The sequence below is a fragment of the Paraburkholderia ferrariae NBRC 106233 genome (genome assembly GCF_000685035.1).
Classification (GTDB): domain Bacteria; phylum Pseudomonadota; class Gammaproteobacteria; order Burkholderiales; family Burkholderiaceae; genus Paraburkholderia; species Paraburkholderia ferrariae.
The window spans coordinates 1-15,669 of sequence record NZ_BAYB01000021.1 but is presented as its reverse complement, the minus strand read 5'-3'; the positions used below and the strand labels follow the sequence as shown (position 1 = coordinate 15,669).

At 57.7% G+C, this 15,669-nt stretch carries 11 protein-coding genes; 7 read left to right on the top strand and 4 right to left on the bottom strand.

Annotated features, from left to right (window positions below; genetic code table 11):
- Positions 1 to 8: 8 nt before the first annotated feature.
- Genes BFE01S_RS21330 through BFE01S_RS21315 form a run of 5 tightly spaced genes read left to right on the top strand, consistent with a single transcriptional unit; the run spans position 9 to position 5,016 of the window.
- Positions 9 to 1,064 carry a PD-(D/E)XK motif protein gene (locus BFE01S_RS21330; RefSeq protein ID WP_028227247.1) on the top strand — a complete coding sequence of 352 codons (1,056 nt, stop codon included), beginning with the start codon at positions 9 to 11 and terminating at the stop codon, positions 1,062 to 1,064.
- On the top strand, positions 1,036 to 2,898 hold the full coding sequence (locus BFE01S_RS44470) for a hypothetical protein (protein WP_156967107.1): 1,863 nt from the start codon (positions 1,036 to 1,038) through the stop codon (positions 2,896 to 2,898). Before BFE01S_RS21330 ends, BFE01S_RS44470 begins: the two co-directional genes overlap by 29 nt.
- The gene (locus BFE01S_RS39575; protein WP_042338168.1) at positions 2,895 to 3,800 is read left to right on the top strand and encodes a hypothetical protein; all 906 of its coding nucleotides are present in this window, start codon (positions 2,895 to 2,897) and stop codon (positions 3,798 to 3,800) included. Before BFE01S_RS44470 ends, BFE01S_RS39575 begins: the two co-directional genes overlap by 4 nt.
- Positions 3,797 to 4,582: a DUF6339 family protein gene (locus BFE01S_RS42005; RefSeq protein WP_156967106.1), complete on the top strand. Its 786-nt coding sequence runs from the start codon at positions 3,797 to 3,799 to the stop codon at positions 4,580 to 4,582. The genes BFE01S_RS39575 and BFE01S_RS42005 overlap by 4 nt, the downstream gene beginning before the upstream one ends.
- Before the next feature lie 8 nt (positions 4,583 to 4,590).
- Positions 4,591 to 5,016, top strand: coding sequence for a very short patch repair endonuclease (locus BFE01S_RS21315; RefSeq protein WP_028227246.1), 426 nt, complete (start codon positions 4,591 to 4,593; stop codon positions 5,014 to 5,016).
- Between the two features lie 584 nt (positions 5,017 to 5,600).
- Here the strand turns inward: BFE01S_RS21315 and avs5 are convergent.
- The gene (gene avs5 / locus BFE01S_RS21310) at positions 5,601 to 7,925 is read right to left on the bottom strand and encodes an AVAST type 5 anti-phage protein Avs5 (RefSeq protein ID WP_028227245.1); all 2,325 of its coding nucleotides are present in this window, start codon (positions 7,923 to 7,925) and stop codon (positions 5,601 to 5,603) included.
- Between the two features lie 664 nt (positions 7,926 to 8,589).
- Between avs5 and BFE01S_RS21305 the strand changes: the two genes are divergently transcribed.
- The gene (locus BFE01S_RS21305) at positions 8,590 to 8,931 is read left to right on the top strand and encodes a hypothetical protein (RefSeq protein WP_028227244.1); all 342 of its coding nucleotides are present in this window, start codon (positions 8,590 to 8,592) and stop codon (positions 8,929 to 8,931) included.
- A gap of 54 nt (positions 8,932 to 8,985) precedes the next feature.
- Positions 8,986 to 9,990 carry an HNH endonuclease gene (locus BFE01S_RS45915; protein ID WP_028227243.1) on the top strand — a complete coding sequence of 335 codons (1,005 nt, stop codon included), beginning with the start codon at positions 8,986 to 8,988 and terminating at the stop codon, positions 9,988 to 9,990.
- Positions 9,991 to 10,462: 472 nt separating this feature from the next.
- Here BFE01S_RS45915 and gyrB read toward each other — a convergent pair whose 3' ends face one another.
- The 3 genes from gyrB to dnaA all read right to left on the bottom strand — a co-directional run.
- Positions 10,463 to 12,934 (bottom strand): DNA topoisomerase (ATP-hydrolyzing) subunit B, encoded by a 2,472-nt coding sequence (gene gyrB / locus BFE01S_RS21295; RefSeq protein ID WP_028227242.1) that lies wholly within the window; start codon positions 12,932 to 12,934, stop codon positions 10,463 to 10,465.
- 114 nt (positions 12,935 to 13,048) lie between these two features.
- Positions 13,049 to 14,152 carry a DNA polymerase III subunit beta gene (gene dnaN / locus BFE01S_RS21290; RefSeq protein WP_028227241.1) on the bottom strand — a complete coding sequence of 368 codons (1,104 nt, stop codon included), beginning with the start codon at positions 14,150 to 14,152 and terminating at the stop codon, positions 13,049 to 13,051.
- A 254-nt stretch (positions 14,153 to 14,406) separates the two neighbouring features.
- A partial coding sequence (dnaA, locus tag BFE01S_RS21285) for a chromosomal replication initiator protein DnaA (RefSeq protein ID WP_028227240.1) occupies positions 14,407 to 15,669 on the bottom strand: 1,263 nt, incomplete at its 5' end.

The following is a 15,669-nucleotide window of genomic DNA, read 5'->3' as shown; positions in this document are numbered from 1 at the left end:
ATTAAGCAATGACGCGTGACACTGCATGGCCGACCGATGTCGCATGGAAGCAGTTGGAGTCGCCGGGAGCGACTCCGGTCAGGGGGGAATTCCGCGTTTTCGATACAGGGATTTCCACCGCAAACGGGAACGTGCTCCTTGCCATTGATGGGGTGGGCCTTCGTCACCTGCTGACGCCAGCACCCGACGCGTTTGAAGCCGTACACGACCGGCGCAGCGGCGGTGTTCATCTTGTCACTCGTCCTCTGCTTGATGACGCAGGGCAACATCAATACATCGACCTGGCCTGTCAGAAGGAGCATCTAAACGAAGTATTTGGCCATATGGCAGACGAGGTGCTTGCGGATCTTGGCGCGAACGCCGACGACGCTTTTCAGACCTGCCGGCGCACGCTGCAACGTTGGCGCGATCTCATGGACCGGGAGGCCTCGCCTGTCATGACGACCGAAGCGCTGTGCGGGCTATTCGGCGAGCTGTGGCATATGCGGGCAATTGCGGAGCGGGATCCAGCTGGCCTACGCGTCTGGCAAGGGCCGCGAGGTGCGCGCCATGATTTCAGCGCGGCAGGCGTCGCTCTCGAGGTGAAAACGACGTTACGCCGCAGCCACTGGATGTTTCGCATTCACGGCCTTACACAGCTTGATGTACCTGCAGGTGCATCGCTGTACCTTTGTGCCATGCGGCTGGAACTCAATGGCGCAGCGGGAATCACTGTGCCGGCCCTTGTCCAGCATATCCTCGATCTGGGTGTAGACCGCCACGAGTTCGTCACCATGCTGGCAGAAGCGGGATACCATTTGAAGGACCAGATACATTACGAACAGTTCAGGTTCGAGTTGCTCGATTTGCGACTGCACCAGGTCGTAGATGGCTTTCCAAGACTGACGACCGCCGACTTCGGCGTTTCGGGTCCCCCGCCCGGGGTCACGGAGATCGACTACACAGTAGACCTCGCAACTCACCCGGCAACGCCGTTGACGCGCACCAATTTGGACGAGTTACTCGACGTCTTGGTGAAGAATTCAAGGACCCCGGATGACCTTTCCGCTAAGCCTTCACTCTGAGGTTTTTCCAGCAACGGGTGGCGCCTCGGCTGAGGGTATATCGAATCAGCTGGGACGCCCACGCGTCGACCGCTTCACGCTTCTTGTGCGGGAGGCCATTCAGAACAGCTGGGACGCAAGGCTCGACGCCACAGGCGGCGTAAGGTTCGAGATAACCGGTCGTCTTTTACCACATGATGCGCGGCAAGCATTGCTGGCCACGATATTCCATGACGCCCCTACGAACCTTCCAGTCAGGACACGATTGGCCGACAGCTCAGATTTTCCGGTCCTGGCAATCCGCGATTTTGGGACAAAAGGACTGGGCGGCCCGACACGCGGAAATATCGTTCCGCGTCCAGGCGAGCCAACCAACTTCGTTGACTTTATGCGCTATTCGGGCAGGCCGCCCAACCGAACGTACGGGGGCGGCACATATGGCTTTGGCAAAGCCGCTTACTTTCTCGCCAGTTCTCTCCGCACGATTTGTGTTCATACGCGCTTTACCGGCGCAACAGGCGTGGAATCCAGGTTCATGGCCTCCGCGCTCGGCCCCCAGTTCGAGACGGTAGGCCCTGATAGCAGACGCTACACCGGACGCCACTGGTGGGGCGGGCAAGCGGCCGACGGCGTTGTTGACCCTGTCATAGGGCGTGACGCAGACGAACTTGCGCGACTGCTTGACCCGGCAATTCGGGAGTCTAATGCCACGGGGACGACTATCTATGTGTTGGGTCCCGAGTTTGGGGATGCCTCGCCCGAGAGCGTGTTCGCGTCAATGGCGCGAACCATCGTCGAGTTTTTCTGGCCAAAGTTGATTGACGGGGTCGAAGGCACGCCCTCGATGACGTTCGGCCTGCAGTGGCTGGGGCACGACATTGCGCTGCCAATCAACGAGCCTCAATGGACGTTGTTAAGCCAAGCATTTCTTGCAGCGTCGAGTGGCACGTCGACAGATTTCGGACAGGTGCATTCCATTTCGTCGCAAAGGCCCCGACAGGATTTGGGAAAGCTTGCGTTGATGCGTAGGCCCGCCAATTCGGTCAGCGTCGGTGGCCGCACGACCAGTGAAAGTGCGGAGCCAATATCTCGCAGGCGAGTTGTCGATTTTCCACTCCGCCATATTGCGCTCATGCGGGCGCCCAACTTTGTAGTCAAGTACATCGAGGGACCTCCCGCTCCATATGGTCTTGCAGAATACGCTGGCGTATTCCGTGTGGATTCCGGCGCTGATGCTGCGTTTGCGCGGTCGGAGCCGCCAACGCACGATGACTGGGTGCCTGACCTGCTGGAGGCTACGGCGGAAAGAACGTACGTCCGCGTAGCGCAGCGTCGCCTCAAGGAACTCGTTGAGGCTTTCGCTGCGCCGTTCAGCGTTGAGCCAGGAACGACTGACGCACGCTCAGTGCTTGGATTTTCCAGCATGCTGGGTGGGCTGGTGCCTTCCCTCCACGATGACGATTCCCCGTCTGCATCAAGGAATGGCAGAACGCCGCGGCGGCATCCTTCTGCCTCCCCGATCGATGCGCGCACAAACTTCGTCGGCGAACCCGAACTTGCCTTGATAAATGGTATCCCGGCGATGGTGGCCCGATTCGAAGTACTTGGCAGGCCCGGGCGGACCGCCACTATCAAGGCTCTTTCCCGCGTAATGGTTGCTGACGGCTTTGAAACAGAACCTCCCGAAGGAGCAGATATTCCTCGCGTGCTGGCCTGGCGGACACCCGATGGCTCAGTGTGCTCAACGGAATCAAGCTGTACCGTTCAGGTTGCCAGCGGGACGTGGAGCGTGGAAGTCAGTATACCTTCCGATGCAATGACAACGCTTGCACTCGAGATCGAGGCTGGATCATGAAGGCCGCCACAACTACGCCCTATCGACGCGCCAACTCCGCCCGGCTTAGCGGTGGTTCGTGGGAAATCGTCTCTGCCGGTACCCCGGGAGCGACCGCGTCCAGCCCAATTGAAATAGACTACCTGTCGACGATCCAGGTTCGACGGCAACTGTCGGTTGATGCAGAGGGAGTGCGGCGAGATTGTGGCCTCACCGAGCACGTGCCCCTGCTTGTTTCGGCAAGCTGGTCAAGTGCCGGCACTTTTGTCAAACGGCGCCTCGCGCAAATCGAGCTCAGCGACCAGGATATTCATCAGCACATCGATTTATCTGGTGATATACCGGGATCTGAGGTCGCCGGAACTCTTCAGATTGAGACGTCGATCATGCTCGCGCGCGACAACAAGCAGGCTGCTGCTCTCATCGCGAAATACGCAGGAAGCGTATTGGTACGTGATCGCCACACCGTGTGTCTGGACGAATCGACATCCCGTTTCCCGGTTGAAATCGTCGACTTCAGCGGGGGCTTTGGGGCCAACCCCGAGGCAGGTTGGCGCCTTTCTTGGAACAGCCTTGATATGGAGGCCCCGTTTCTTCGGTCGGTTCGGCTTTTCGTCAATGCGGGCCACGCACGTGTTGTTCAAGCAGTGTCCGGCGAACCTCCTTCGCCCGAAGCAAAAGCCATCCGTGACGCCATCTATTTCGATGTGGCAAGGAGCCTTATCTTCGGAGCGCTGAGGAACGACGAGTTTGTGTCTCGGGAAGGAAATTACGGCGATGGCACCTGTGGTCGGGCGATTTATACACTTCTCCAGCTCCTCTTCCCAGGCGACGGGCTTGACGGGCTGAAAAGCGCCGCAGAACAGCGACCAGAACAGTTTGGCAGCGATCTGCAGGGCAAACTTCGGGTTTTCTACCCTTGAGCACCCTTCTCTTTCCACAATTGCCCCATCACGCTGCACTGCAGACGGCCACAGCGATCTGCAATACCAGCGTCGAAGAATTGGCTGCGCAGGCGCACTTTGAATGCGACGAGTGCGAATATACCCCTACGGGCGGATCACGCGCGACGGTTGAAGTCATCACAGCCCTGCGCACTGAGGTCCTTGATTTGGCCAGGGCGCACGGCTACCCAAAGTTTCCCAATCAGCTTCAGGCCGCAACGTTCGATGCTAGAGTCACATTGATGCTTTTCGCGCGCATGCACATCGCAGCTGCTGAAGCGGCAAGAGGTGGGGTATGGACATTCCTCGCGTGCATCGTCCTACCGGACATTGTGCGTTGGCGCTTCGGCAGTGCCGACTCGGCAACGTCTCTTGAGCGTTACCTGTCTGGCCGCAGAAATACGTTTCAACGACTATGGTGGCGAGCGTTCTATCTCGGCACACGCCCGCACGCGAGCTACAGCGTCGAACACCTCGTACATGCACTCGGCGAAGACGAACTGGTCCAAGTTACAGAACGGCCATCGCTGGCAGGCATCGAGGGGCTTGCGGCAGCCGTGGCCGCCGGTATGCTAGATGCACGCATCAAATACGAGGGGCTTGCCCGGCGGCACCTGATGCGTGAAGCGCAAAAGCGGCTCCTTCGACTGTCGTCGTTCGTGAGCTTAGAATCGATCTCAGCGGAAAGCCTTGACCTGCACGTTGCCCAGATTTTTGAAAAGGTCGCGGAGTTGTTTGCGACGACGCAGAAACCAAACTGAGAGACGCGATGGCAGACAACATGACGCCCGAGCAACGGCGCGCCACGATGTCGAAGATTCGAGGACGCGACACCAAACTGGAGCTGCTCGTTAGAAGCGAACTTCATCGCCGCGGACACCGCTTCCGGGTTAATGCAACGTGGCTCGCGGGAAAACCGGACATTGTCTTCACCCGGATCAAGCTCGCGATTTTTGTCGACGGAGACTTCTGGCACGGATGGAGATTCGACGAATGGGAGATGAAGCTAGCCCCATACTGGAAAGAGAAAATTGCAGGCAACCGCGCGCGCGATCTCAGACACACGGCGAGGCTACGCAAAGAAGGCTGGTCAGTAGTGCGCGTTTGGGAACATGAAATCAAGTCAGATCTACCTCGGTGCATAGCCCGCATTGAGCAAAGAATCAACCGGCTGCGAGTCGTATCCTTGCCATAGGTGGTCGCTTCATGATGGAAGAGGTTTCATCGCCTATCGACTAGCATGTCATTCGCCTCACAGGGTAGGCGCGACCATATAGCTGTTATCTGGCCACGCCCAACGGAGTCCTTGCCGCACAAGTCGACAAATTTCACTTTGCCTACGGAAATATGGGCTGTGAAACGTCTCATCTTGCATTCTTTCGGCAACCCGAATGAGCGACGAACTGCGTGATTCGATCGCCGGTACTAACCGGCGGGTACGGGATTGGCCATCCCAGTGGCTTGAGGTGCCAGCCCCCGAATTCCGGTATGCTTGAGGGACGCTGCATGGCAGTGAACTCCGATCGCATATTTCACATCGATTGCTCATGTCATTCCAAGGATCGTCATCGGGAACGTTTGGACGCAGACAGCAATTAGCGGCCTAGACAGTCCAAGATGCCCAAAGCCGGTGGACACTATCTTGCCTTGCTGCCAATTCCTTGACAATGCACCGCTACCAGCTGATTCCGGAACGCCACCGAATCGCGAGCTTTCTTGATCGTCCGAGACGACCCAGACGAACCCGCGCGCCTCGCCCCGGCAATCCCAGCCCGGGCACTATCTGTGGCGATGTAACTCAAGGAAGCTACGAAGTTCGTCAATGTCGTTCCGTCGCGCGAGAAATTCGAGCCCGCTTCCATTAAAAAGCGCGATGAGCGCCGCGTGTAAGTCACTATGATGGCTAAAATAAGGAGCGATTGCTTTGTCCATATGCCGTTTATTATTGTGATAATTCTTCGCGGACTCCAAAAAATAGTCCAACATATGAAGAAGATAAATTTTATCCGTACTGAATTTATACGATCGCACGCACAGCTGAGCCATCACCAGCGTCGCACTGAAGTAAGTCTGATTGCGTTCCTCGCCGCAATCGAGTCTAACTTTACTGGCATAACGCATTCCAGATTCAAAATCTTCCAACGAGCGACCGGAGATCAATTCACATTTTGCCCGCTGGAGCCAATAATGTTGCTCGTGACTGTAAGTGTCTTGGATTTCGACGTACACGCCGCGGATAAAAGAATCGACGTTATTCGTCCCCCCAAGCTCATTGAGCTTGTCAAAACTGATCAAGTTTCGAGCAGCAACATGAAATCCATCTTTCGAAAGCGCTTTAATTATCCTTGAAACGCGAACGACCGATTCCTTCTCGCGGGCAATGTATTTTCCGAGGGTAGTAATTAGCCACGCCGAGGAGTTGCACGTAATAACGTAGTCAGTGGATCCAGAGGCACACTCCTTTTCGAATATTTTTTCGTTTTGACTGACGAAAGCGGTCGAATCAAAATAACCATGCAGGCATTCCATCTGAGCGCCTTCGGCCTTCCCAAATGCCGCGATAAGAACCAGAACAGATAAAAATGCCCCGTCTATATTCTTATAAAAAATCTCTGAGCGTTTAAGCTTTGTCTTAAATTCGTTGTAATACCGAAACGCAAAGCTCAGCAACGTTTCTGGCTTTATATAATTCGGCAACCCTTGTGCTGTCAGCCCGGCGTTGAGCTCGGCAGTCTCGTCATCGTCGAGCACGCTGGGAAGCTTTATTTCGCTAAACTTGACGTTTTTCCCCTCCAGCTTAAAGCGGAAGATCTCCGCGTCACCGCCACTCGCACACATTATCAGTCTGCTGGTGGAGGGCAATTGCGCCGTCAAGATTTCCTCGAGACTCTGCGAGTTGAGATAATTTGAATCAAAAAAGAAAACAGTGTTCTCGCTGCCTGCGACAAGTCGCCGAACTCCGGGGTAGTATATGTCTGTCGAAGCATAATAGTTGGAACCATATTGCTTCAGCGAATCCATCAGTTGATAAAGAAAGATCGACTTTCCGCTGAATCGCCGCCCTGTCACTAGCAAGCACTCATGCGTTCTCAGTTGTGCGAGTGCCGCTGCTAGCGCAGTTCGATTTGCGAAATTTTTTGGTTTTCTCGCCACTCTGTGACCATTCGACTCGGTTACAAGTAAGGGGCCGCCATTCGCAATTAGGGTTATAGCATCGCTGTTTTTGACGACCGCGTCGTCAATTGAAATATCTTGAAACGGGTTCTCTCTAACAATCCCCTTCAGCGTTTCATTAATCCAAGGGCAAATTTGATCATAGGTATCAAAGAAAATGACTTGCTCTATGCCGTAAGTCTTCAAGACTAACTTCTCTTTGATCGAAAGTTTTCCTCGTTTTAAATATATCGAACCCGAAAAATTTGTTAAGTGAGAGAGGTGAAGCAAATCGACTTCGGTGTCCAGACTGCAGCCTAAAAACATGAGCGCTGAATGTCTCGCCTGATTCTCAAGAAATGTAAGCATCGCCTTATTTTTCTCGATGCTGTGAGCGTAATCGCGCCATGTAAAAACTAAATTTGGATCTTTGTAAGCCAAAAATTCTTCGATATCGCCATGTATTTTGAATAAACACGCGTTTGAATTTATAAATTCACGCGATACTTCGCGATTTGGCACCAAGATTCGATACCGGTTCGTAGAGCCTTCGATGGCGTCGTCGATATTGAAAGAGAAAATGTGAGGCCAATCTAGCTTGAGAAACGTCTTTTTTGAGTTGTCGGCAATATCGACCTTGGAGAATAGGCTTCCCAATAGGGCTTGCGCCTGATTCGCGGAAATGTACTCCGGATCGGCAAGCAATTCGAAAGCCGTTTTTAAATCTTTAATTTCTTTAATTTGATCGATATCATTCGCAGACAACCCCGATTTTTCGCTGGCAACATCTGTGATAATTTTTGTCAAAGCGTTGGCGTCAGGGACCTTGCCATTTTTTGCACGGAACCCCTTGGTGAAACCCGCCCCTAAAAAGGGGATAAGTCGCGAACCTTTAAAAAGCGTTGCAATGTTGGTTGCAGCTATTGGATCTGTGAAATGAATCTCTTGCATCGCCATTTTCTCGTTATAAGTTGCTCACAAAATCACGGACCATTGGACTTCGACGTTACCCCGTTGCGCTCAGTGTCTTACGTCATTTCCGTCTACGTAACTCGCATTGGTTGATCCGGCAAACGGTAGCGGATTTGTCGCTTCGGATCAACCGGTACGGCAGGGTGAAGTTATGCACCTGCTTCGCGGTGGCAGCAGTCGGGAATTCGATCTTCTTACGTTGTGCCTTACATCGGGTGACCACTGCGTTATTTACACCGGGGAAAGCCTATCGTGTGGCGAATCGGAAACGAACGGCAGTTCTACCTTGCAAGTGGCCGTTGGAAGTGCGCGGTAGGCATCGGCCATTGTGGGTCGCGTGCTGCCGCTCGCGGCGAGCCTCCGCCTCATGGAAAGTCATTGTGTCTTAACGATTTCGGACATGATGTCGCCGGACTCGTCCGCACCGAACGCACTGAAATCGGACTGGATATGTACGTCCCACAACGGACAAGGCCGAAAGATTACGCGCTCTGAACCGGAACCGCACAAGTTCGCTTACACCACACACCGGGAAGGCACTCCCCGAACATCGATTTCCGCATTGCGGCAGCAACTTGATTTGCCATGTCGTTGCATGCCTGTCGCGATAAGATCGTACTGACCATCAACAGCGGGAGAGACCATGACTGACCGGACCCTCGAACAATTCGACCAAGCGATGCGCGGCATCTACGACGCGGCCCTAAAATTGAAGCCACCATACCGCGCAGCCTACTTCCTCCGGATGGTGAACGAACACGGCGGCAAGGAAACGGCTAACCGGCTGCTCGCGACGAACAAGCCGTCAGAGGGTTTCACTGAGCTTTTTCTCCGAGGCCGAGAGAATCTCCGCCTGAGCGTTGAATATCTCGTTCTTCAGACGCCATGGCGCGATTTGTTCACGGAGGAACAGCTTGCGGTTGCGAGGAAGCGGCTGATCTCGGTGGAATGCCCGCTACCTCAGTCTGACGAAGACGAACGGTAAGCCGAGTGCCGCCACGAGTGCGCCATCATTCCACGAACAATGAAGCTAAAATCCATGAGTAATCCACGCGCATGGTCCCTACTCGCCGTTGATGGCGCCCGACAATACGGCGGCAACACCGGCTACCAAGACGATCCGTCGCAGGTGTATCGATACGACAGCTTCGTCGCAAACCATCAGCAAGTCAAAAAAAAGGACGTGGTCGTCATTCGGTCATCGTCGGGGGTGCTTGGCGTCGCGCAGATCACCGACATTGAACCCGGAAAGGGTGAGAAGGAGCGGCAGCGTTGTCCAATCTGTGCCGTCAGCGATATCAAGCGTCGGACGACAATCGAACCGCCGTGGATCTGCCGGAACCGGCACGAATTCGTGGAACCGGCGCGTGAGAAAGTGACAGTCGATACATTCGCTGCGCATTACGGTGACACGTTCCGGCCCGCACCATCCGGTCTGACGCTGGACCGGTTGGCTGCCGCGGTAGTTCGACCCAACGACCAGATGTCGATTAAAGAAATCGACTTGTCGCGGATAGAACCGTGGCTACGAGATGATCCCGATTGCAACGCGTTGGTGAAAAAGTTCGTCACCGGCATCGACATTGATACCGTGGGCAACGCTACGGACGATGATCCACCGCACTCGGTCATCGAAGCGCGGAGACGGGTACTTCGGGAAGTGAATCAGAGACGCGGACAGATGAAGTTTCGAAATCGGCTTATTGCCCGATACGACGCCGCCTGTCAGATAAGCCGTTGCGCTTTCCCGGGACTGGTAGAAGCCGCTCACATTCGGCCATATGCCGAGACGCATGACAACGGAGCGCACAACGGACTGCTACTGAGAAGTGACCTGCACACCCTGTTCGATCTCGACCTGCTGGCTATCGATCCCGCGAACCTGACCGTCAAGTTGCATCCTGACGTGCTGGCAGCGGGCTATGAGGAATTTGACGGCAAGCCCCTTTTCCTAAATGGCACATCTGGTCCCGATCCGGCCGCACTTTCCGACCGATGGGAGGATTTTCAGCTGCTGCAATCCGCCGAAGGCGCGTCTAGCTAGTCTGGCTCAATACCGGCGCCCACCTCTGATTGAGTAGTTGGCATGATCCGGTTCGGTTAAGGCCGGAAGATTACGCTTTCCGAACCGAAACCACACAGGGCAGATTCGATTACACCATGCCCGGTTCGAAGCGACAGCTAGAGAATTGTGAATGGCGTCAGCCCCGATAGTGTCGGGCGTCCACCCGACGAACTGCCTAGGCAGTCCTTACACGTCTCCAAAAACGACGAAGGGCTACAGCCGAAATGCACTGTAACCCTTTGAATTGCTTGGTGGACCGTACGAGATCCGCAGCTGTGGCCAACGGACTCAAGGCCAGCAGGACTGGAGCTCGCAGCAGGTAGGACCGTCGCAAGTCCTCTAGTGTCCTACTTGGCCGACTTGTAGGGCAGTAGCATTAACTGCGTCGCGCAGTCGCAAAACTGTGGCGCCAGTCGCACTTACTCTGGCGCCCTACGATACCAACAAGCCCTTAAACATCAATATTCCCCGCCCGCAGCGCATTGCTCTCGATAAACGCGCGCCGCGGCTCCACATCGTCGCCCATCAGCGTCGTAAAGATCCCGTCCGCGGCAATCGCGTCCTCGATCTGCACGCGCAGCAGGCGCCGCACCGCCGGGTCCATCGTCGTTTCCCAAAGCTGCCCGGGATTCATCTCGCCAAGGCCCTTATAGCGCTGCTTGGAAACATTGCGCTCGGCATCCGCAATGAGCCACTTCATCGCACTCTTGAAGTCGTTCACCGCCATGCTGCGCTCGCCGCGCTTGATCACCGCGCCCTTGCCGATCAACCCCTTGAACGTATTGGACGTGTTCACGAGCTGCTGATAATCGGCGGTGAGCTGGAACTCCTCGTCGATCACCGAGACCTTCACGTTGCCGTGATGGCGCCGCTCCACGCGCAGCGAACGTTGCTCGCGCACCGCGTCGTACATCGGCACCACGGAGACTTCCGGCTTGAGCGGATCGTCGCGCAGTTGCGCTTCCAGCGCACGGGCCGAAGCCTCGGTCGATTCTTCGCTCGACAGATCGATCGACACACCGTCCATGATCGCTTCGAGTGCGCGCTCGTCATACAGGCGGCTCAGGCGATCCACCACGCCGCGCGCGAGCTGGTACGAACGCGCGAGTTCGCCCAGTGCGTCGCCGGCGATCGGCGTCTCGCCTTCGGACGGCACGAGTTCCGAGCCCAGCAGCGCAAGGCGCAGCATGTGCGCGTTCAGGTCGGCGTCGTCCTTGAGATAGCGCTCGTCCTTGCCCGCCTTCAGCTTGTAGAGCGGCGGCTGCGCGATATACACGTAACCGCGCTCGATCATCTCCGGCATCTGGCGATAGAAGAACGTGAGCAGCAGCGTGCGGATGTGCGCGCCGTCCACGTCCGCGTCGGTCATGATGATGATGCGGTGGTAGCGCAGCTTCTCGAGGTTGTAGTCGTCCTTGCCGATGCCGCAGCCGAGCGCGGTGATCAGCGTGACGATCTGCTCCGAAGACAGCAGCTTGTCGTAGCGCGCCTTTTCGACGTTGAGCACCTTGCCGCGCAGCGGCAGGATTGCCTGGAACTTGCGGTCGCGGCCCTGCTTGGCCGAGCCGCCCGCCGAGTCGCCCTCCACGATGTAGATTTCCGACTTCGCCGGGTCCTTCTCCTGGCAGTCCGCGAGCTTGCCGGGCAGGCCCACGCCGTCCAGCACGCCCTTGCGGCGCGTCATTTCGCGAGCCTTGCGCGCGGCATCGCGCGCGCGGGCCGCATCGACGATCTTGCCGCAGATGGTCTTCGCGTCGTTCGGCGTTTCCAGCAGGAATTCTTCGAGCGCCTTCGCCACGACTTCTTCCACCGGCGCGCGCACTTCCGAAGACACCAGCTTGTCCTTGGTCTGCGAGCTGAACTTCGGCTCCGGCACCTTCACGGAGAGCACGCACGAGAGGCCTTCGCGCATGTCGTCACCCGAGGTTTCGACCTTGGCCTTCTTGGCGATTTCGTTGTCGGCGATGTACTTGTTGATGACGCGCGTCATCGCCGCGCGCAAGCCCGTCAGGTGGGTGCCGCCGTCGCGCTGAGGAATGTTGTTCGTGAAGCACAGCACGCTTTCGTTGTAGCTGTCGTTCCACTGCATCGCCACTTCCACGCCCACGCCGTCCTTCTCGTTCTGCACGTAGAAGATGTTCGGGTGCAGCACCTGCTTTTGCTTGTTGATGTACTCGACAAAGCCCTTCACGCCGCCCGCGAACGCGAAGTCGTCTTCCTTGCCCGTGCGCTGGTCGGTCAGGCGGATGCGCACGCCGTTGTTCAGGAACGAGAGTTCGCGAATGCGCTTCGCGAGAATGTCATAGTGGTACTCCACACTGCCGAAAATCGTTTCGTCGGCCATGAAGTGCACTTCGGTGCCGCGTTGCTCGGTGTCGCCCAGCAGTTGCATCGGCGAGACCATCACGCCGTCGCGCTCTTCGAGCACGCGGTTCTGCGGCACGCCGCGGTGGAATTCCATGAAGTACTTCTTGCCGCCGCGGCGCACCGTGAGGCGCAAAAGGCTCGACAGCGCGTTCACGCACGAGACGCCCACGCCGTGCAGGCCGCCCGAGACCTTGTAGCTGTTCTGGTCGAACTTGCCGCCCGCGTGCAGCTCGGTCATCACGATTTCGGCGGCGCTGCGCTTCGGATCGTGCTTGTCGTCCATCTTCACGTCCGTGGGAATGCCGCGGCCGTTGTCGGTGACGGAGATCGAGTTGTCGGCGTGAATCACGACGTGGATGTCGTTGCAGTAGCCTGCGAGCGCTTCGTCGATGGAGTTGTCCAGCACTTCGAAGACGAGATGGTGCAGACCGGTGCCGTCCGACGTGTCGCCGATATACATCCCGGGCCGCTTGCGCACGGCTTCCAGACCTTCGAGGATCTGGATCGACGATGCGCCGTAGCTGTTGTCGGGTTGCGAGTTGTTCGTATCAGTCATGGAATTTTTCCGGTTCTGCTGTACTGCCAGCGTTACTGCTCGGTGCTTTTCGAAAAGCCATAAAAACGCCAAAGGGGCGCTGCGCCCCCTGGAGTTTTTCTTCTGTCGCGCTTTTTAAATGCGCATTGGCATCACCACGTACTTGAATTCCTCGTTCTCGGGAATCGTGATGAGTGCGCTGGAACTGGCGTCGCCGAGGCTCACTTCCAGCGTGTCGACCTTCAGGTTCGCGAGTACGTCGAGCAGGTACGTGACGTTGAACCCGATGTCGATGGTGTCGCCCTGGTAGGCGATTTCCAGTTCTTCCTGAGCCTCTTCCTGGTCCGCGTTCGTGGACATGATCTTGAGCTGGCCCGGCTCGATGATGCAGCGCACGCCCTTGAACTTGTCCGACGTGAGAATGGCCGCGCGCTGGAGCGAGCGCTGCAGTTCTTCGCGGCCGATCTGGAAGGTGTTCTTGTGCGCCTTCGGGATCACGCGCTGGAAGTCGGGGAATTTGCCTTCCACGAGCTTCGAAACGAGTTCGACCTGGCCGAAGGTGAACTTCACCTGGGTCGAGCCGATGTCGATCTTCAGCGCGTCGTCGATGTCTTCCAGCAGGCGCTGGAGTTCGAGGATCGTCTTGCGCGGGATGATGACTTCCTGGCGCGCGAACGAGCCTTCGATCTTCATCGACGAGAACGCGAGGCGGTGGCCGTCGGTCGCGACAGCCATGAGCTGGTCGCCGTCCACGACGAGCAGCATGCCGTTCAGGTAATAGCGGATGTCCTGCTGCGCCATGGCGAAATACACCATGCCGAGCAGTTGCCGGAAGGTCTTTTGCGGCACCGCGAGGTTCGCGCCGAAGTCTTTGGCCTGGGCGACCGTGGGGAATTCGTCGGCGGCGAGGGTCTGCAGCGCGAAACGGCTCTTGCCCGACTGCACCGTGAGGCGCTTGTCGGCAAGCGACAGCGTGACCTGGCCGTCGGGCATCGCGCGCAGGATGTCGAGCAGCTTGCGGGCGGCCACGGTCGTGGCGACCTGGTCGTTACCTACGCCGAAGTCGGCGTGCGTGGTGATCTGCAGCTCGAGATCCGTCGAGAGGAACGAAACGTCGGAACCGTTCTTGGTGATCAGCAGATTGGCGAGGATCGGCAACGTGTGGCGGCGTTCGACAATGCCGCTCACCGTTTGCAGCGGCCTGAGGAGGTTATCGCGTTCGGTCTTGACCAGTTGCATAGAGTTCCTTCGTTGAAGTGACGGCCTGCGCACCCCGTCCCGAAGCGCCTCGCCGCACGCCGTTGCGTGAGCCGTTGCGTCATTCCGGGCAGCCGCCCATGGCACTGGCCGCGTCGTGAATTCCGCCCGGGGAAAGCCGGACGGTTAAACCCATATTGTGCCTGAAAACGGCCCGTTTCCCTAAATTGGGGCTGATCCGCGAAATAAACAGGCCGGCGAGGCCCGGACCGCCCGGGTGGGGCGCTGCCCGCCCCTTAGCCCTTGAGCGTCTGCTCCAGCACGTGCAGCTCGTGGTTGAGCTGGGCGTCCTTGCCGCGCTCGTCCGCGATCTTGCGCACCGCGTGCAGCACCGTGGTGTGGTCGCGCCCGCCAAAGAGCTCGCCGATTTCCGGCAGGCTCTTCTGCGTCAGTTCCTTCGCGAGGTACATGGCGATCTGGCGCGGCCGCGCGATGTTCGCGGGGCGCTTCTTCGAATACATGTCGGCGACCTTGATGCTGTAGAAGTCGGCGACCGTTTTCTGGATGTTTTCGACCGAAATCTGGCGGTTCTGCACCGTCAGCAGGTCCTTCAGCGCTTCTCTCGTCAGCTCGATGGAAATGTCGCGGCCGTGGAACTTCGAGTACGCGAGGATCTTGCGCAGCGCGCCTTCCAGCTCGCGCACGTTCGAGCGCAGATGCTTGGCCACGAAGAACGCCACGTCTTCGTTCAGGCTCACGCCTTCGGACTGGGCCTTGCGCATCAGGATCGCCACGCGCATTTCCAGCTCGGGCGGCTCGATCGCCACGGTGAGGCCCGAGTCGAAGCGCGAAATCAGGCGGTCGTCGATCCCCGAAATTTCCTTCGGGTACGTATCGCTCGTGATGATCACCTGCGCCTTGTTGGCCACCAGCGCCTCGAACGCGTAGAAGAACTCTTCCTGCGTGCGCGACTTGCCCGAGAAGAACTGGATATCGTCGATCAGCAGCAGGTCGAGCGAGTGATAGTAGCGCTTGAAGTCGTCGAACGCCTTGCGCTGGTAGGCCTTCACCACGTCGGAGACGTATTGCTCCGCGTGGATGTAGCGAATCCGCGCGTTGGCCTTGTCCAGCAGCAGCTGGTTGCCGATCGCGTGGATCAGGTGGGTCTTGCCGAGGCCCACGCCGCCGTAAAGGAACAGCGGGTTGTACGAGATGCCGGGGTTGTCGGCCACCTGGATGGCCGCCGCGCGGGCAAGCTGGTTCGCCTTGCCGGTCACGAAGTTGTCGAAGGTGAGCACCGGGTTCAGCTTCGAGCGCTCGTAGGTCGGGTCGGCTTCGTTGCTCGACGCGGCTGCCGCCGCGCCCTGGCCCGGGCGCCACGTGCGGCGGCCGGCGGCGGCTTCGTTGGCGTCGAGGCTCGGCAGATCGAGGTCGGCGGCGTCGCTGTCGGCCGCGCTGGCGTGGGCGGCACGGGCAGCCTGCGCTGCAGCAGCATGGGCGGCGGCTTGCGCCGCGCCGGGAAAGCCGGCGGCAAGGCTGGCTGCAAGGCCCGCCGGTGC